We start from the raw sequence: 17507 nt of genomic DNA, 5'->3' as shown, positions 1-17507 counted from the left end.
ACCGGGCCCGTACGGGTCAGAACCGCGCTGTGACCAGGGAAAACGGCCGGGGGTCGGGCTCAGAAGCTGTCGCGGTACTCCCGCAGCAGCCCCTCCGTACGCTGCGGCGACGCGGCACCCGCCGTCATGTGGTCGAGGACCTCCAGATGCGCGGAGACCTCCTTGGCGGAGTCGAGGTAGAGCGCGCCGGTCAGGTACTCGGTGAAGACCATGTCGGGCAGTTCGGGCTCGGCGAAGCGGAACAGCGAGAACGGTGCGTACGTCCCGGGATGCGGCCCGTCCTCGAACTCGGCGACCTGGAGCGTGACGCGGTCCCGCGCGGAGTACTCCAGCAGCTTGTCCAGCTGGTCGCGCATCACCCGGCTGTCGACGCTCACCGGCCGGCGCAGCACCGTCTCGTCCATGATCACCCACAGGTGCGGCGGATTCTCGCGTTCCAGGAGCCGCTGCCGCTCCAGCCGCAGCGACACGTGCCGCTCCACGGCGTCCGGCCCGGAGTTCCCGATGGTGCCCGCCTCCAGAACGGCACGCGCGTACCCCTCCGTCTGGAGCAGTCCCGGAACGAAGTGCGGCTCGTAGGAGCGGATGATCCGGGCGGCGCCCTCCAGGCTCACGTAGAGGCTGAACCAATCGGGCAGCACGTCGTGGAACCGCTGCCACCAGCCCGGCCGGTTCGCCTCCTCGGCGAGCCCGACGAACGCCGTCACCTCGTCGTCGGCCACCCCGTACGCGGTCAGCAGGATCTGCACGTACGGGATCTTCAGCGCGACGTCGGCCGTCTCCATCCGGCGGACGGTCGCGGGGGCGACCCGCAGCACCCGGGCGGCCTCGTCGCGACTGAGGCCCGCCGCCTCACGCAGCTCCTGCAACCGCTTGCCCAGCACCACCTGGCCCACGGTCGGTGCGGCCCGCCGTTCACTCACGCCCCGCCTCCCCAACGCGCCCGTGATCGCGATCAGTGTGCCACGTTCCGCAGCCGGTCCCACAGGGCCGGTGGGGAGGAGATCGCACGAAGGGACCGGGCGCCGGGCCATTACCCCGCGGGTAATCGACCGGGCGCGGCCGGAACGGGATCGTGGACGTACCGGGGGCCGGACCGGCGCACTCCGGCCCGGGCCCCGGGCCCGCTGCCACCCGGCCGTGGCGCCCTGGGCCCGCGGCCGTCCCCAGCCACCGCACCACGACCCGACGGAGGGTGATGCCCCATGTCCACGACCCAGCTCGCCGCGCTCGCCCGGACCTCTTCCCCGCAGTCGACGCTGCGCCGCTTCCTGGCCCTGGACGCCGTGGTGACCGGCGCCAACGCCCTCGCCTACCTCGCCCTCTCCGGCCCCCTCGGCCGCTTCCTCGGCGTCGACTCCGGGCTGCTGCTCGCGCTGGGCGCGTTCCTCACCGTCTACGCCGCGGGCGTGGGCCTGCTGGCGTCCCGCCCGGAACCGCCGGCGCTCGGTGTCCGGGCCGTCGTCGAGGCCAACCTCGCCTGGACGGTGGCCAGCCTGGTGGCCCTGGCGCTGTGGCTCACGCCGAGCACACCGGGCGCCGTGTGGACGGTGCTCCAGGCGCTGGTCGTGACCGGCTTCGCCGTTCTCCAGCACGCTGCCCTGAGGGACCGTCAGAAGGCGAGGCCCTGAAGGTACTTGGCCGTCGCCGGGTCGGCCGGAAGCAGCGTCTCGATGGCCAGCTCCGCGACGGTCACGTCCATCGGGGTGTTGAACGTCGAGATCGAGGAGAGGAACGACAGTGTCCGCCCCTCGTGTTCGATCCGCAGCGGCAGCGCGAAGTACGGCACGGGCTCCAAAGGCTCCTCCGCCGGATCGGCGTCGGGCACCGGATACGCCGCCACCTCCTCGTACAGGGCCCGCAACGGCTCGGAGCGGTGCAGCGCGATCTGCCCCTCCATCTGCTCCAGCAGGTGGTCCCGCCAGGCACGCAGATTGCGGATCCGGGGCGCCAGGCCCTGTGGGTGCAGCGCGAGCCGCATCGCGTTCAGCGGTGGCTCCAGCAGCGACTCGGAGACACCCTCGGCCAGTGTCATCAACCCCCGGTTGGCGGCCACCACGTTGTACAGCGCGTCCACCACCACCGCCGGGTACGGCTCGTAACCCCCGATCAGCCGCTCGATGCCCTCACGCACCGCGCCCAGCGCCGGATCGTCGAGCGGCGTATGCGGGTAGCGCGGGGCGTAACCGGCCGCCAGCAGCAGCGCGTTGCGCCCCCGCACGGGGATGTCCAGATGCTCGGCCAGCCGCAGCAGCATCTCCTCGCTGGGCCGGGAACGGCCCGTCTCGACGAAGCTGATGTGGCGGGCCGAGGAGTCGGCGCGCAGGGCCAGCTCCAGCTGGCTGACCCGCCGCTGCTCCCGCCAGGCCCGCAGCAGCGGGCCCACGCCCTTCTCCGCGGTGGACGGGTGAGTGGTCATGCCAGGACCGTATCCGAGAGCCGGCGGCGCCGGACAGGCGCGCCCTGCGGACACGACCACGACGTCCCGCTGTGGCAGGCTGAGAGCAGGAGGACGACACCGGCGCAAGGGAAGGAGCGCAGCCCATGCCCGTCGAACCGCTGTCGCAGAAGGAGATCGAGGACCGGCTGGCGGAGCTGCCGGGCTGGTCGCTCGACGAGGGCCGCCTGACCCGCTCCTACCGGCTCGGCTCGCACTTCGCCGCGACCGCGATGGTCGTGCACGTCGCCCAGGTCCAGGAGGAGCTCGACCACCACTCCGACCTCACGCTCGGATACAACACGGTGGCCCTGTCCGTCCACACGCACAGCGCGGGCGGCGCCGTCACCGGGAAGGACTTCGAGCTGGCCCGCAAGGTGGAGGACCTGGCCCCCGGGCACGGGGCACACTGACCGGGTGCTCGACTACGACAGGGAAGCGGAGCGGTACGACGCCTCACGCGGTGGCGAGCCCAGGGCGGCCGCCGCCGCGGAGGCCGTGCTGGGATTCGTGCCGCCGGGGACCCGCAGTCTGCTGGACGTCGCCTGCGGCACCGGCATCGTGACCCGGCGGGTCGCCGCCGCGCGCGACGGCATGCGGGTGACCGGCGTGGACCTGGCTCCCGCCATGGCCCGGCAGGCCGCCACCCGGCTGCCCGGTGCCGTGGTGCTCGCCGACAGCCGGCGGCTGCCCTTCCGGAACGACGAGTTCGATGTCGTGAGCAGCGTGTGGCTGCTGCACCTGGCGGCCGGTCCCGCCGATGCGCGGGCCATCATCGGCGAGTGTGCCCGGGTGCTGCGACCCGGCGGGGTCTACGTCACCACCGTCGACAAGGCCGCCTCCCACAACGTGGGCAGTGACATCGATGCCGTCCTGGCCTCCCGCCCGCCCAGCCCGGTCCGCGACGCGGCGGCGGACATAGAGGCCTACGCAACCGGACACGGCCTGGTCCCCGCCGGGCGGGCCCGTTTCCGGGGGCGCGGGCAGGGCCGCAGCCCCCGGCGCACGATCGCCGATCTCCGTCGCGGCTGGTTCGTCACCCTGCCCCCTGGTGACCCGCTGGCCGACGGCTTCGCCGCCCGCCTGGCTGACCTCCCCGACCAGGACCGCCCCCGCCCGGACCCGGTCTTCACGCTCCGGGCCTTCCGGAAACCCGGCCGGCGGACGCCATAACGGTCTGTCAGGTTGCCTCAGGAGTACGACTTTTTTCGTGAGGTGTACAACCATCACAGTTCTTCACGGGTCCTTCACCCGCGTACCATCGAAACCTGGGGAGAACATGTTCCGCACCCGCACCCGCACCCGCATACGCCTCGCCGCCACCGCGGCCGCCGTCGTCGCCGCGTTCGGCCTGACCGCCTGTGGCTCCGGCACCGGTGACGAGATCGTCGACAAGCCGAAGGCGAAGGCCTCCGCCAAGGCCGAAGGCGGCGGCGCCGAGAAGGAGCCCGCCGCCGAGAAGAGTGCCCCTCCCGAGGTCGCCGGGGTGGGCGACACGATCGCCCTCAAGGGCACGGAGAGCGGAAGCGGGCTCGACGTCACCGTCGTCAAGGTCGTCGACAACGCCGAGTCCGGCGACGAGTTCTTCGCCCCCGAGGACGGCAGGCGCTGGGTCGGCGTGCAGTTCCGGCTCGTGAACACCGGCACCAAGGCCTACTCGGACAGTCCCGGGAACGGCGCGCAGATAGCCGACGACCAGGGCCAGCAGTTCGGGACCGTCCTCGCCGACATCACGGCCGGCCCGTCCATGTCGTCCGACGTGCGGCTCAAGCCCGGGGCCAAGGCGCTCGGCTGGGTCGTGTTCGAGGTGCCGAAGGCGTCGAAGGCGGCCACCGTCTCGTTCGCGATGGAATCGGGCTTCGCCGAGCAGGTAGGTGAGTGGAAGCTGTAGGACCACCACACCGAGGGCGCGGCCGTGCCCGGCGCGCGCCCTCGACGGCCCGGTCAGGCGACCGCGCAGCTCCGTTCACCCAGCCTGAACGCGGTCGGTTTCGTGTTCGTCCCCGACCAGCTCGCCGTGAAGCCGAAGCTCACCGAGGAGCCTGTGGCCACGTTGCCGTTCCAGCCGACGTTCTTCGCGGTGACCGTCGTACCCGACTGCGCCGCTTCCGCGTTCCACGCCCGGGTCAGCTTCTGGCCGTCGGAGAAGGACCACGTGAGGGACCAGCCGGTCCAGGGGGCGGTGCCGGTGTTGGTGAGCTGGACCTCGCCCTGGAAGCCGCCCGGCCACTGGCTCGTGACCTTGTAGGTCACCGCGCAGGCACCGCCGGGCGCCGGGCCGGGGCCCGGACCCGGGTCCGTCGTCCCGCCGCCGGAGGTGTCGCCGTAGATGACGCCACGTCCGTTGGTGGAGACGTAGACGCGGCCGTAGACGCGCGGGTCACCGGTGATCGCCGCGCCCGTCCAGCCCCACTGGTGGGCGTCGTCGTTGACGCGAGTCCAGCTCGCGCCCTTGTCCGTGGAGCGGAAGATGCCGCGCACCCCGCCGATCTTCGCGCTGGTGTAGAGGGTCTGGTAGGAGGCGCCGGGCGCCGCCCTGCCGAAGCCGATGGTGTCGGCCTGCTCGACGCCCGGCACCTTCGTGAAACTCGCCCCGCCGTCCGTGGAGTGCCACAGGCCGTACGCCCCGTCGCTCGCGCCGCCCGCCAGCCAGACGTCGCCCTTCCCGCCGGGCAGGGCCTTGAAGCGGACGCTGTCACCCCCGGGCAGCCCGGTCGCCGGGGACTCCTTGAACGTCGCCCCGCCGTCCGCGCTGACGTAGAACTTCCCGGACTTGTAGCCGTAGAAGGTCTTCGGGTCGACGCGGTCCGACTCGACGACCGCCCCGGCGGGGATACCGCCGGACGCCTGCCACGAGGTGCCGAAGCCCGTGGTGTGGTGCACGCCGGCACCCTGCGGGCTCCACACGAACCGGCTGCCGTCCGCCGCCGCGGCGACCGTGCCGCCGCCGCTGACACCGGAAGGGTCCTTTCCGGCGAACCAGTTGGCGCCGTTGTCCGTGGAGAACGCGATGTGCGGGCCCGAGTCGAGGTCACCGACCCGGACGACCGTGTTCGGATCCGACTCGGCGAAGTCCAGGCTCGTGGTCGTGGTGAAGTTGGGCTGGGTGAACATCATCGACGGAACCTTGGTCAGGTCCGTGTGCCGGAACCCGCCGACGTCACCGAGCGCGCTGAGCAACGGCGCGCCCGACGGAGGAGAGGCGAGGTCGTTGACCGCCGTCTCCTCCAGCCCCCGCGCCATCGGCTTGACGGTGAACTTGCCGCCGCTGTCCCAGTTCGTGAGGTTCTCGGTGCCGTAGACCGTCGCGCCGGTCCCGTACATCATGCGAGCGGAGTCGAACGGGTCGATCTCCAGAGCCTCCGTCATCCACCCGAGCTTGGGTGTCTGTTCGGGTGGTTGCGGGTTCCCGCCCCAGGTCAGCCACGGCGAGGACGAGACGTCCATCGTGTAGCGGTTCTCGCGGTCCGGATACGACGTGTAGTCCCACGCCTTGGTCCAGGTCGCACCGCTGTCCGTGGAGCGGAAGATCTGTGTGTCCGGCCACCAGGCGCTGTACGCCGTCGCCATGACCGTGCCGGGCTTTCGGCGGTCCACGGTCAGCCCGCTGAAGCCGTAGGAGGTGTCGGCCGCCGCCACCGGGCTGATGTCCTTCCAGGCACCGGTGCCGGTCGTGTACCGCCACAACTGGCCCTTGCCGCCGTCGTACGGCCCGCCCTTGTCGCTGTAGGCGAGGTAGAGGTGCCCGTTCTTCGCGTCCAGGACGCCCTTGTGGGCGAGGTAGCCGGTGGGCTGCCCGGCCAGCCGCTGCCAGCTCGCGCCCGCGTCCGTCGACCGGTACACCGCGTTGTCCTTGTCGGCGACCCCGACGTAGATCGTCTTCGTGGCGTTCCCGGCGGTACCGGTGGACTCGTCGAAGGTGACCCACACGATGCCCTGGTTGTCGGACGCGTAGCCGGAGGTGTCGCCCGGGTCCTGCACGTAGGTGCCGGCGTTGGGGAAGTTCGCGACCTGCGACCAGGTGACCCCCGAGTCCGTCGACCGCCACAGTCCCTTGCCGCTGGGCGCGCCCAGATACAGCACGCTGTTCCGGTTCGGGTCGACCGCCAGCCGCTCGCCCATGCCCCGTCCCGGCATGTTGCCGCCCAGCTTGAACGGCAGTCCGGTCTTCCGCCAGCTCGCGCCGCGGTCGGTGGACCGCATCACCGCGCCGTTCTTCGGATCCCAGCTGTTGGTGTACGTCCCGACCGCCGCGTACACCCGGTTCGGATCGACGGAGTCCGACGCGATGCTGACGACCCCGGTGTGGCCCCAGTCGTCCCACCCGACGGAGTCGAGCAGCGGCGTCCAGGTCTTCGAGGACTCCTGCCAGCGGTAGGCACCGCCGATGTCGGTGCGGGCGTACGCGAGGTTCTTCTCGGAGCGGTTGAAGACGATCCCGGGGACGAAGCCGCCCCCGTCGATCCGGGCGTTCTTCCAGGTGTACGTATCGGCGGCGATCCTCTCCGGTGGAGGATCGGCGGCCAGGGCGCCGGGGGAGCCCGACAGCAGGCCGGCGGCCAGCGCCAGCACTGCCGTGAGAATGCTGGTTCTTCGCACGGTGGGGTCCTTCCGTGAGGGGAACGTGCGAGGGCCGGGCGGCTCCCAGTGCTGGTGGGAACCGCCCGGCCGAGGTGGCCCCGCGTCAGGTGCAGGGCCGCGTACGCAGAGCTTCGGGCGCACCTTGGTGTTTTTGGGGGCGCGGGGCTGCGTCGACATGCGGCTGCCGCCGCGCGGGCGCGACCAGCCACAACGGACCCGCAGCCGAGATCCCGCCCACCCGCGGAGCGCCCGGCGGGGGCTATTCGAGAAGCTCCGCGTACGAGCCCATGGCCAGCGCGATGTCCGCCTGAGCCCAGAACCGGTGGTACGTGAAGGACGGAACCGCCCCGCCCGCGAGGTAACTCTCGATCTTCGACCAGGCCGGGTCGTCCTCGTAGAAGGACCGGATCGACTCGAACGTCGACGACGAGTTGATCGCGTCACCGTTCGGCATCGTGCCCGTCCAGCCACTCGGCACGACCACCCGGTCGTCGAACCGGTTGTAGTCCGCGCGGGTCTCCGCGACGGCGACCCCGAGTGCGTCCTGGTGGTTGGCCCACATCCCGTCCAGCAGTTTCTTCGCGGCCGCAGCGGCCTCCGTGTCACCGGACCGGTCGGCGTAGTACGTCAGCGTCTTGGCGTACGCGGCCGCCACCCCGACGTCGTTGGTGTAGTCGGCGACGGTGACGTGGAGCCCGCTGTTGGAGCCGGGACTGGCGGCGTTCCAGGTGTCGGGCTGGCCCGACCACTGCAGCGTCGACGGGATGCGGTACGTGCCGTCCGGGTTGAACGTGGTCTTGGACAGCGCCCAGTCGACCCACTTGTCCAGGACCGTCTTGGCCTGCGCGTTCCCGGTCTGCTGGTACAGCTCGGCGACCCGCTCCATGGACCACGCCTGGAAGCCGAACCACTGGTTGGACGGCGGGTCGTGGTACACCGGCTTCTCGTCGTAGTACATGCCGTAGAACGTCGACTTGCCCGAAGGCGGGGTCGCGTACCGGCCCTGCCAGCTGTTGGTGGCGCCGCCCGCGATGGCGCCCTCGTCCGACTGGAGCCAGCGGTAGAACTCCAGCTGCCGGTCCATGGACTTGGCCCAGTCGGCCGCACCCGTCGCCGACTTCGGCTTCAGCGGGGCGTAGTTGGCGAGCGCGTAGGCGGCCAGCGGGTTCTGGTAGCCGCCGTGGGCGTGGCTGGAGCCGATGCGCCAGGCCCAGCCGGCACTGGTGTCCGTGGCGCCGCCCCAGGCGTAGTACCAGGACATCAGGTAGAACGAGGCGTCCTTGCCGGTTCCCGCCGGGCAGGCCGAGGGACCGACGCAGTTGCCGACCTTCTTGAAGTACTTGTCGTACATCGAGTAGCGCAGGTAGTCGCCCATCTTGGCCGCCTTGGCGACCGTCCCGGAGACGTCCCCGCCCTTGCCCTGCTGCTTCGCCCACAGGTCGGCCCAGTAGGCGGCCTGCACGGCGCGCGCGTCGGCGTCCGGGGCGTTGGTGAACTTCCACTGCTTGGCGTAGGACGAGTCACCGGTGAACAGGTCCAGATAGCCGTTCTTGCCGCCGTACTTGAAGGCGTCGCAGGTCGGCTGCGGCACCGTCTCCCACACCGACTCCTGCGCACCGCGCTGGAAGGTGTTGATGTACGACGGGCCGGTGTCCGACGGGCCCGCCTCGCACTTGCCGGGCGCGTTGCCGTAGCCGTAGACGTTGTCGACGTCCTGCAGCCAGTGCATACCGTAGACGTCGTCCGTGCCGTACGCGCTCTTCAGCTCGGCCGCGATCGGGTCCCGGCCCACCGAGACGCCCGAGTCGAGCTTGGCCGGGTACTCGTCGGGGGTGTCCAGCTCCGGGGCGTAGGTCGCCGGCTTGGAGGCGTTGTAGAAGGAGTTCGTCGGCTGGTCCGCACGGGTCGGGATCATGTACTTCTCCATCAGATCCCACGCGCCGTTGAACTTGGACCAGTCGCCGGTCACCTTGCCGTACATGGCCTGGAGCCACAGGAGGTAGCTGTACGCCTCCGAGGTGGTCTCGTGGCCGTGGTCCGGCGCCTCGACGATCAGCGTCTCGACCGAGTGGTACGGGATGCCCTCGGGGGAGAAGTAGCCGTTCGCCGGGTTGGTGATCTTCCCGTACAGCTCCAGGAAGCGGGCGTCGTAGACCTTCGCCGCCGCCAGCTGGGTCACGGTGACCGAGGCCTTGGCGTGGCCCGGCGCGGTCGACTCGAAGACGGCGGAACCGGTTCCGGAGTCCGCGGCCGTGACGGTCACCTTCTGCGCGGTGTTCCAGTTCTGCGGGGTGAAGGTGAGCGAGGCGCCGGCCGACACCGACAGGCCCGAGTTGCCGCTCGCACGGGCCGACGTCACCGTCACGTCGGAGGCCGGCTGCTTGGACAGCTTCACCTCGTACGTGCCCGACTTGCCCGACTGGACGCCCAGTTGGAGCGGCGAGGCGACGACGGTGGGACCGGAGGCGACCGTGATGCCGACCGGAGTGGAGTCCGCGGAGGCCCCCATGCTGTCGTACGCCTTCGCCACCAGGGAATGACTGCCCACGGCCAAGTCCGTCACGGACAGCGTGTAGGGCGCGCTCGTGTCCGTGCCGAGCAGCTTGGTGTCGTCGTAGAACTCGACCTTGCTGATCGTGGCGTTGTCGGCGGCTGCGGCTGTGGCGGCCAGCGGGACCGCCGCCCCCTGGGTGTAGACGGCGCCCGGGGCCGGGCTCGTCAGCACGGTGATGGGCGGCTGGTGCGCGCCGGTGCAGGCGGTGCCGTTGACCGAGAAGGACGTCGGCGCGGTGTTGCTGCCGCTGTAGCTGAACTGGGCACCGGTGGAGACGGCGGCGCCCGCGGCGACCCGCGCGTTGTGGGGGGCGTTCTTCACGGTGATGTTCCGGCCCGACTGCGACCAGGTGCCGTTCCAGCCGTTGCCCAGCCTCTGGTTGCCGGAGTAGGCGTACGTCAGCGTCCAGCCGTCGATGGCGTCCGTGCCGCGGTTGGTCAGGGTCAGGTCCACCGTGAAACCGGAGCCCCAGTCGTTCGTCTTGTAGTCGACACTGCACTGAAGTGCCGCCGCCTGCGCGGGAGTCGACCCTGAGGAGAGCATCGTCAACGGAAGCGCGAGAGCTGCGAGCGCGGCGGTCCACAGACGCCGCACGGCTCTCCGCCTCCGGGGTGGGGGATGCATGGTGCTGGTTCCTCCTTGCGGCTCGGAGAAGTCAAGGCTTGAACCAGTGGGAGCGCTCCCATAGTGAGGACGGGGGTGGTATCGGTCAAGGTCCTTGAAGAGTCGAAAAGATTCGACGCGGTGAGTTGAGCGAAAGTCAGTGACTCCCCTGTTCTTCGCCGGAACTTGGCGCTACCTTCCTGGACACCAGTGGGAGCGATTCCATCAGTCGACGCGTCCGTCACGGCATGCCCGACCTGCGAGGAGTCGCTCGAGCGACACCTCTCGCGTTCAGTACTTTGAGCCGCCGCCGACGCGGCCGTCCCCGGCTGCGCGAGCGCCGGTGCCGGGTAGTTCCCCATGTCCTTGCCGGAGCGCGCCCCGAACGGCCGCCACCCCCACGACCGAAAGGGATATCCCCCCTCATGAGCCGTACCAGAACAGCGTTACTGGCCGCGATGGCCCTGGTCGCCGGCGCGACCGGCACCGCGTTCGCCGTCGACCCCGGCGGGGCCGGCGCCGCCGCCGTCCCCTGCACCGTCGACTACAAGATCCAGAACCAGTGGAGCACCGGCTTCACCGCCGCCGTGACCATCACCAACAACAGCGCCGCGAAGTCCGCCTGGTCGCTGAAGTGGTCGTACGCCGGGAACCAGAAGGTCACCAGTGGCTGGAACGCCAGGCTCAGTCAGAGCGGTGCGGCCGTCACCGCTTCGAACGAGAGCTACAACGCCCAGCTGGGAACCGGGGGTTCGGTCAGCTTCGGATTCCAGGGAAGCTACAGCGGCAGCAACGCGATCCCGGCCGCCTTCACCCTCGACGGCGTGACCTGCAACGTCGACGACGGCGGTCCCGGCGGTCCCGGCGGCCCCACCGATCCGCCGGACCCGGGCGGCCCGTCCAACCGGGTCGACAACCCGTACAGCGGCGCCAAGGTGTACGTGAACCCGGAGTGGTCCGCGAACGCCGCCGCCGAGCCGGGCGGCAGCCGCGTCGCCAACCAGCCGACCGGTGTCTGGCTGGACCGCACCGCGGCGATCAACGGAGCCGGCGGCAAGATGGGCCTGCGCGCCCACCTCGACGAGGCGCTGCGCCAGAAGGGCTCCGGCGAGCTCGTCGTCCAGCTCGTGATCTACAACCTGCCCGGCCGGGACTGCTCCGCCCTCGCCTCCAACGGCGAACTCGGCCCGACGGAGATCGACCGCTACAAGACGGAGTACATCGACCCGATCAAGGCGATCCTCGCCGACCCGAAGTACGCCTCGCTGCGGATCGTCACCACCGTCGAGATCGACTCGCTGCCGAACCTCGTCACCAACACCGGCAGCCGTCCCACGGCCGTCCCGCAGTGCGACGTGATGAAGGCCAACGGCAACTACGTCAAGGGCGTCGGCTACGCGCTGAACAAGCTCGGCGACGTGCCGAACGTCTACAACTACATCGACGCCGGGCACCACGGCTGGATCGGCTGGGACGACAACTTCGGCCCCTCGGCGACCATGTTCAAGCAGGCGGCGACGGCCGAGGGCGCGACCGTCAACGACGTCCACGGCTTCATCACCAACACGGCGAACTACAGCGCCCTGAAGGAGGAGAACTTCTCCATCAACGACAACGTGGCCGGCAAGTCCGTCCGCGAGTCCAAGTGGGTCGACTGGAACCGCTACACCGACGAGCTGTCCTTCGCCCAGGCCATGCGCGGCCAGCTCGTGTCGATCGGGTTCCCCTCCGGCATCGGCATGCTGATCGACACCTCCCGCAACGGCTGGGGCGGCACCGCCCGGCCCACCGGCCCCGGCGCGCGGACCTCCGTCGACACCTACGTCGAGGGCGGCCGTTACGACCGCCGCATCCACCCCGGCAACTGGTGCAACCAGTCCGGAGCCGGCCTCGGCGAGCGGCCGCAGGCCAATCCGGCCGCCGGGATCGACGCCTACGTGTGGATGAAGCCCCCGGGCGAATCCGACGGGGCGAGCAAGCAGATCCCGAACGACGAGGGCAAGGGCTTCGACCGGATGTGCGACCCCACCTACACGGGCAACCCGCGCAACAACAACAACATGTCCGGTGCCCTGCCGGACGCGCCGCTGTCGGGGCAGTGGTTCTCCGCCCAGTTCCGGCAGCTGATGCAGAACGCGTACCCGCCGCTGTCCTGACCGCCTGACACCCCGTCCCCACGGATCCGCCGGGGCCCCGGCCCCGGCGGATCCTTTTTGCGGGAGCGGCAACAGCGGTGGCCCTCTCCCGGTGCGTCGGCGCAGGCTGACGGCATCCGAGCGAGAGGCTGACCACCATGACGCACGAGCACGACCACCACCCCGAGCACGGCCACCGCCACCACCACGACCACACGGACCTCGACTGGGCCGCGCTGGGACCGATGCTGGAGTCCTCGGCGGAACTGTTCGCGCCGCTGTACGAGCGGGCCCTGGCCTGGCTGGGACAGGAGGTGACCGAGCCTGGCCTGATCGTCGACGCGGGGAGCGGACCGGGTGTCGTGTCGTGCCTGTTCGCCGAGGCGTTCCCGGGCGCCCGGATCGTGGCCGTGGACGGCTCCGAACCGCTGCTGGAGCGGGCCCGGGCGCGCGCGGAGCGGCAGGGGGTCGCCGACCGCTTCGGTACGCTCACCGGCGAACTCCCCGGAGTGCTGGACGAGTTGGACTACCCCGCCGACCTGCTCTGGGCGAGCCGCAGCCTGCATCACCTGGGCGACCAGCGGGCCGCGCTCGCCGCGTTCGCGGCGCGACTGGCGCCCGGCGGGACGCTGGCCCTGATGGAGGGCGGTCTGCCTCCGCGGTTCCTGCCGCGCGACATCGGCATCGGCCGACCCGGCCTCCAGGCGCGGATCGACGCGGTGGAGGCGGAGTGGTTCACGCGGATGCGCACGGAGCTGCCCGGCCACGTGGCGGAGACGGAGGACTGGCCGGCCCTGCTGGCCGCCGCGGGCCTGAAGCACACCAGGACACACACGTTCCTCCTGGACCTTCCCGCACCCGTCTCGGACCGGGCCCGCGCCTATGTCGCCGCGGCCCTGTCACACCTGCGCGAGAGGATCACGGACGGGTTCGACCCCGAGGACCTCGCGACCATCGACCGGCTCCTCGACCCCGACGACGAGGCGAGCGTGCACCACCGTCCGGACGTGTTCGTCTTGGAGGCCCACACCGTGCACACGGCGGTGCGGGCGGTCTGACACAGGGCGGCGAACGGGCGGTGCCCCGGTCCGTGCCCCTCAGGGCTCCCGGACCGGGGCACCGCCGTACGGCTCACGCTCCGTTGAACTCCGCGGGGTCCGGGCCCAGGCGGCGGTCCTCGTTGAGGGCGCTGATGGCCGCCAGGTCCTCGGTGTCCAGGCTGAAGTCGAAGACGTCGATGTTCTCCTTGATCCGGGACGGGGTCACCGACTTCGGGATCACCACGTTGCCCAGCTGGATGTGCCAGCGCAGCACCACCTGGGCCGGGGTGCGGTTGTGCTTCCGGGCGATGGCCACGATCGCCGGGACCTCCAGCAGGCCCTTGCCCTGGCCGATCGGAGACCAGGCCTCGGTGGCGATGCCCTGCTCCGCGTGGTACTCACGGGAGGCCTGCTGCTGCAGGTGGGGGTGCAGCTCGATCTGGTTCACCGCGGGGACGACCGACGTCTCGCCGATCAGCCTCTCCAGGTGCTCGGGAAGGAAGTTGGAGACACCGATGGCCCGGATCCGGCCGTCGGCGTGCAGCTTCTCGAACGCCTTGTAGGTGTCGACGTACAGACCCCGCTCCGGCGTCGGCCAGTGGATCAGGTACAGGTCGACGAAGTCCAGGCCGAGCTTCTGCAGCGACGTGTCGAAGGCGCGCAGCGTGGAGTCGTACCCCTGGTCGGCGTTCCAGAGCTTCGTGGTGACGAAGAGCTCCTCACGGGGCAGACCGGACGCGGCGATGGCCTTGCCGGTGCCCTCCTCGTTGCCGTAGATCGCCGCTGTGTCGATGCTGCGGTACCCGGCCTCGAGCGCCGTGGCGACGGCCGTCGCGGCCTCGTCGTCCGGCACCTGCCAGACGCCGAAGCCCAGCTGGGGCATCTCGACGCCGTTGTTCAGCTTGATCGGGGGGACCTTGCTCACGAGCTCTCGATCCTTCGGTAAGTGGTCAGGTGTGCTCCCACCGTCAACGATCACGAGCGGTGCGGTATTCCTGATGACCGCCGGACGGGAGAGTTCCGAAGCGACACATGCCCCGCGGGGCCGACCTCACGCCCGGTACAGTGCCTCGACCTCGTTCTCGTACGCCTTCTCGATCGCCTTGCGCTTCAGCTTCAGGGACGGGGTCAGCAGCCCGTGCTCCTCGGTGAACGGCTGGGCCAGGATGCGGAAGGTGCGGATCGACTCGGCCTGGGAGACGAGGGTGTTGGCCGCGACGACCGCGCGCCGCACCTCCGTCTCCAGGTCCGCGTCGCGCACCAGCTCCGCGTGGGACATCCGCGGCTTGTTCCGCATGGTCAGCCAGTGCTCCACGGCTTCCTGGTCGAGGGTCACCAGGGCGGCGATGTACGGGCGGTCGTTGCCGACGACGATGCACTGGCTGACCAGCGGATGGTCCCGGACGCGCTCCTCCAGCACACCGGGCGAGACGCTCTTGCCGCCGGATGTGACCAGGATCTCCTTCTTGCGGCCGGTGATGGTGAGGTAGCCGTCCTCGTCGAGCGAGCCGAGGTCGCCGGTGGCCAGCCAGCCGTCGTGCAGGGTCTCGTCGGTGGCCTTCGGGTTGTTGAGGTAGCCCTGGAAGACGTTCTGGCCGTGCAGCCAGATCTCGCCGTCGTCGGCGATGTGCACGGTCACGCCCGGGATGGGCCGGCCGACCGTGCCGAACCGGGTGCGTCCGGGCGGGTTGGCGGTCGCGGCGGCCGTGCACTCCGTCAGGCCGTAGCCCTCGTAGATGTGCACGCCCGCCCCGGCGAAGAACAACCCGAGCCGCCGGTCCATCGCCGAGCCGCCCGACATGGCGTGCCGGATGCGGCCGCCCATCGCCGCGCGGATCTTGGTGTAGACGAGCTTGTCGAACAGCTGGTGCTGCATGCGCAGGCCCGCCGACGGGCCGGGCCCGACGCCCCAGGCCTTGGCCTCCACCGCGTCGGCGTACTTGATCGCGATGTCCACGGCCTTCTCGAACGGGCCGGAGCGGCCCTCCTTCTCGGCCTTGCGGCGGGCTGCGTTGAACACCTTCTCGAAGATGTACGGCACGGCCAGGAAGAACGTCGGCTTGAAGGCGGCGAGGTCGGGCAGCAGGGCCGCCGCGTTCAGCTGCGGCTGGTGGCCGAACTTCACCCCGCCGCGTATCGCCGCGACCTGAACCATCCGCCCGAAGACGTGTGCCAGCGGCAGGAACAGCAGGGTGGCCGCCTCGTCGCCGCGCTTGGAGTGGAACACCGGCTCCCAGCGCTCGATGACGGTGTCCGCCTCGTACATGAAGTTGCCGTGCGAGATGACACAGCCCTTGGGGCGGCCCGTGGTGCCCGAGGTGTAGATGACGGTGGCGACCGAGTCGGGGGTGACGGCCTGCCGGTGGCGGTGCACCACCTCGTCGTCGAGGTGCGCGCCGGCGTCGTACAGCTCCTGTACGGCCCCCGAGTCGAGCTGCCACAGGCGGCGCAGCCGCGGCAGCCGGTCGATGACGGTGGCGACCGTCATCGCGTGGTCCTCGTGCTCCACGACCGCGGCCGTCACCTCGGCGTCGTACAGCATCCAGAAGCACTGTTCGGCCGAGGAGGTCGGGTAGACCGGCACGACCTGGGCGCCGATCGTCCACAGCGCGTAGTCGAACAGCGTCCACTCGTAGCGTGTCCGGGACATGATGGCGACCCGGTCGCCGAACCGGATGCCGCTCGCCAGCAGCCCCTTGGCCAGGGCGAGCACCTCGTCACGGAACTCGGCGGCGGTGACGTCCCGCCACTGCCCGGACTCGTCCTTGCGCCCCAGGGCGATGCGCAGCGGCTCCTCCTGGGCATGCTGGAAGACCACGTCGGCCAGACCGCCCACCGGAGGCGCCAATGCCAACGGAGGGTTGGAAAACTCGCGCAAACCCCGCTCCCCGCTCCTCAGCGCTTCTGTCGAGTGACGCTCCGCACAGCGCCATGGAAGCTACCCCACAGGGCCGGGGTACGGGAGGGGGCTGAAGGCCGGCGGCGTCCTCGTCGATGCCGGTCACCGGGGGAAAAAACGCTCACATGGGGAAGGGTCGGACAGAAACCTGACGGTTGAGTAAGTTTCGGTGCCGTGATCTCCACCGAATCTGTACGACTCCGGGCACGGCACGGCATGGCGCGGCGCGGTGCGGCCCCAGGAGGGTCTGGTCTCTCAGAGGGTCTCTTCGAGGGTCTCTTCTCTCAGCGTGACGGCGGCGGATTCCGTCACTCCGGCCGTCACAGGTCCTTGCGTGAGCTGCGGTGCAGGCGGTCCCCGCCGGACAGGATCGCCGCCGCCAGGGCGTCCGCCGCGCCCCGCGCGGAGGTGCGGCGCCGGCCGTGGACCACGACGAAGTCGACCTGCCCCAGCTCCGGCAGGCCCGCGCGGTCCGGGACCCGGACCAGGCCCGGCGGGATGAGGCCGCGGGAGTGGGCCATCACGCCGAGCCCCGCCCGCGCGGCCGCGACCAGGCCGTTGAGGCTGCCGCTGGTGCACACCACGCGCCATTCCCGGCCCTGGCGCTCCAGCGCCTCCAGGGCGAGCGCGCGGGTGATGCCCGGCGGCGGGTAGACGATCAGCGGTACCGGGCGGCCGGGGTCGAGCCGGAGGCGTTCCGCGCCGATCCACACCAGCCGGTCGTGCCGGACCAGTTCGCCGTGCGGGTCCTCGGGCCGCCGCTTGGCCAGAACGAGGTCGAGCTTGCCGGCGGCGAGCTGTTCGTGCAGCGTGCCCGACAGCTCGACCGTGAGCTCCAGGTCGACCTCCGGGTGGTCGTGCCGGAAGCCCTCGAGGATCTCCGGCAGCCGGGTCAGCACGAAGTCCTCCGACGCGCCGAAGCGCAGCCGGCCGCGCAGCCGGGTGCCCGTGAAGAACGCCGTCGCCTGCTCGTGCACCTCCAGGATCCGGCGGGCGAAACCGAGCATGGCCTCGCCGTCCTCCGTGAGCTCCACCGAGTGCGTGTCCCGGCTGAACAGCGTCCGCCCGGTGGCGTCCTCCAGCCGCCGCACGTGCTGACTGACGGTGGACTGCCGCAGCCCGAGCCGTCGCGCGGCCTGCGTGAAGCTCAGCGTCTGCGCCACCGACAGGAAGGTGCGCAGATGGGAGGGGTCGTACATGGCTTCAGGTTATCGCGAAGCGCGATAGCAGTGAGAGCGCTGTACGGGATTCCCGATCG

Annotated in this window: 13 protein-coding genes; 6 read left to right on the top strand and 7 right to left on the bottom strand. The window is 70.7% G+C overall.

The window, feature by feature from the left end; genetic code table 11:
- Positions 1-59: 59 nt before the first annotated feature.
- The gene (locus IE212_RS28170; RefSeq protein ID WP_190200785.1) at positions 60-923 is read right to left on the bottom strand and encodes a Sco1979 family transcriptional regulator; all 864 of its coding nucleotides are present in this window, start codon (positions 921-923) and stop codon (positions 60-62) included.
- Between the two features lie 282 nt (positions 924-1205).
- Between IE212_RS28170 and IE212_RS28165 the strand changes: the two genes are divergently transcribed.
- Positions 1206-1631: a hypothetical protein gene (locus IE212_RS28165; RefSeq protein WP_190200784.1), complete on the top strand. Its 426-nt coding sequence runs from the start codon at positions 1206-1208 to the stop codon at positions 1629-1631.
- Here IE212_RS28165 and IE212_RS28160 read toward each other — a convergent pair.
- On the bottom strand, positions 1613-2419 hold the full coding sequence (locus tag IE212_RS28160) for a helix-turn-helix domain-containing protein (RefSeq protein ID WP_190200783.1): 807 nt from the start codon (positions 2417-2419) through the stop codon (positions 1613-1615). The two genes, IE212_RS28165 and IE212_RS28160, sit on opposite strands and share 19 nt — an antisense overlap.
- Positions 2420-2544: 125 nt before the next feature.
- On the opposite strand from IE212_RS28160, the gene IE212_RS28155 reads away from it, so the two are divergent.
- From IE212_RS28155 to IE212_RS28145, 3 genes are all read left to right on the top strand, one after another.
- Positions 2545-2850 carry a 4a-hydroxytetrahydrobiopterin dehydratase gene (locus IE212_RS28155; protein WP_190200782.1) on the top strand — a complete coding sequence of 102 codons (306 nt, stop codon included), beginning with the start codon at positions 2545-2547 and terminating at the stop codon, positions 2848-2850.
- A gap of 4 nt (positions 2851-2854) precedes the next feature.
- Complete coding sequence (locus IE212_RS28150) at positions 2855-3610, top strand: class I SAM-dependent methyltransferase (protein WP_190200781.1); 756 nt, start codon at positions 2855-2857, stop codon at positions 3608-3610.
- Between the two features lie 106 nt (positions 3611-3716).
- Positions 3717-4328: a DUF4352 domain-containing protein gene (locus IE212_RS28145; protein WP_190200780.1), complete on the top strand. Its 612-nt coding sequence runs from the start codon at positions 3717-3719 to the stop codon at positions 4326-4328.
- A 53-nt stretch (positions 4329-4381) separates the two neighbouring features.
- Here the strand turns inward: IE212_RS28145 and IE212_RS28140 are convergent, their stop codons facing one another.
- The gene (locus IE212_RS28140) at positions 4382-7036 is read right to left on the bottom strand and encodes a cellulose binding domain-containing protein (RefSeq protein ID WP_190200779.1); all 2655 of its coding nucleotides are present in this window, start codon (positions 7034-7036) and stop codon (positions 4382-4384) included.
- 241 nt (positions 7037-7277) lie between these two features.
- Positions 7278-10196 (bottom strand): glycoside hydrolase family 48 protein, encoded by a 2919-nt coding sequence (locus IE212_RS28135; protein WP_190200778.1) that lies wholly within the window; start codon positions 10194-10196, stop codon positions 7278-7280.
- Positions 10197-10600: 404 nt separating this feature from the next.
- Between IE212_RS28135 and IE212_RS28130 the strand changes: the two genes are divergently transcribed.
- On the top strand, positions 10601-12331 hold the full coding sequence (locus IE212_RS28130; RefSeq protein ID WP_190200777.1) for a glycoside hydrolase family 6 protein: 1731 nt from the start codon (positions 10601-10603) through the stop codon (positions 12329-12331).
- Between the two features lie 137 nt (positions 12332-12468).
- Positions 12469-13368 carry a class I SAM-dependent methyltransferase gene (locus IE212_RS28125; RefSeq protein ID WP_190200776.1) on the top strand — a complete coding sequence of 300 codons (900 nt, stop codon included), beginning with the start codon at positions 12469-12471 and terminating at the stop codon, positions 13366-13368.
- A gap of 73 nt (positions 13369-13441) precedes the next feature.
- Here the strand turns inward: IE212_RS28125 and IE212_RS28120 are convergent, their stop codons facing one another.
- From IE212_RS28120 to IE212_RS28110, 3 genes are all read right to left on the bottom strand, one after another.
- Positions 13442-14233: an aldo/keto reductase gene (locus IE212_RS28120; RefSeq protein ID WP_190200809.1), complete on the bottom strand. Its 792-nt coding sequence runs from the start codon at positions 14231-14233 to the stop codon at positions 13442-13444.
- A gap of 168 nt (positions 14234-14401) precedes the next feature.
- A complete protein-coding gene (locus IE212_RS28115; protein WP_190200775.1) occupies positions 14402-16228 on the bottom strand; it encodes an AMP-dependent synthetase/ligase in 1827 nt (608 codons plus the stop codon).
- Positions 16229-16569: 341 nt separating this feature from the next.
- The gene (locus IE212_RS28110; RefSeq protein ID WP_190200774.1) at positions 16570-17448 is read right to left on the bottom strand and encodes a LysR substrate-binding domain-containing protein; all 879 of its coding nucleotides are present in this window, start codon (positions 17446-17448) and stop codon (positions 16570-16572) included.
- Positions 17449-17507: the final 59 nt, after the last annotated feature.

This window comes from Streptomyces djakartensis (genome assembly GCF_014651075.1).
Classification (GTDB): Bacteria; Actinomycetota; Actinomycetes; order Streptomycetales; family Streptomycetaceae; genus Streptomyces; species Streptomyces djakartensis.
The sequence above is the reverse complement of the archived record's forward strand: the minus strand, read 5'-3'. Positions and strand labels throughout refer to the sequence as shown.

Excerpts from the sequence above, each read along its gene's own strand:
- IE212_RS28135 (WP_190200778.1), bottom strand. The coding sequence starts at position 10,196 with ATGCATCCCCCACCCCGGAGGCGGAGAGCCGTGCGGCGTCTGTGGACC.
- IE212_RS28120 (WP_190200809.1), bottom strand. The coding sequence starts at position 14,233 with ATGCCCCAGCTGGGCTTCGGCGTCTGGCAGGTGCCGGACGACGAGGCC.
- IE212_RS28160 (WP_190200783.1), bottom strand. The coding sequence starts at position 2,419 with ATGACCACTCACCCGTCCACCGCGGAGAAGGGCGTGGGCCCGCTGCTG.
- IE212_RS28125 (WP_190200776.1), top strand. The coding sequence starts at position 12,469 with ATGACGCACGAGCACGACCACCACCCCGAGCACGGCCACCGCCACCAC.
- IE212_RS28155 (WP_190200782.1), top strand. The coding sequence starts at position 2,545 with ATGCCCGTCGAACCGCTGTCGCAGAAGGAGATCGAGGACCGGCTGGCG.
- IE212_RS28165 (WP_190200784.1), top strand. The coding sequence starts at position 1,206 with ATGTCCACGACCCAGCTCGCCGCGCTCGCCCGGACCTCTTCCCCGCAG.
- IE212_RS28110 (WP_190200774.1), bottom strand. The coding sequence starts at position 17,448 with ATGTACGACCCCTCCCATCTGCGCACCTTCCTGTCGGTGGCGCAGACG.
- IE212_RS28130 (WP_190200777.1), top strand. The coding sequence starts at position 10,601 with ATGAGCCGTACCAGAACAGCGTTACTGGCCGCGATGGCCCTGGTCGCC.
- IE212_RS28145 (WP_190200780.1), top strand. The coding sequence starts at position 3,717 with ATGTTCCGCACCCGCACCCGCACCCGCATACGCCTCGCCGCCACCGCG.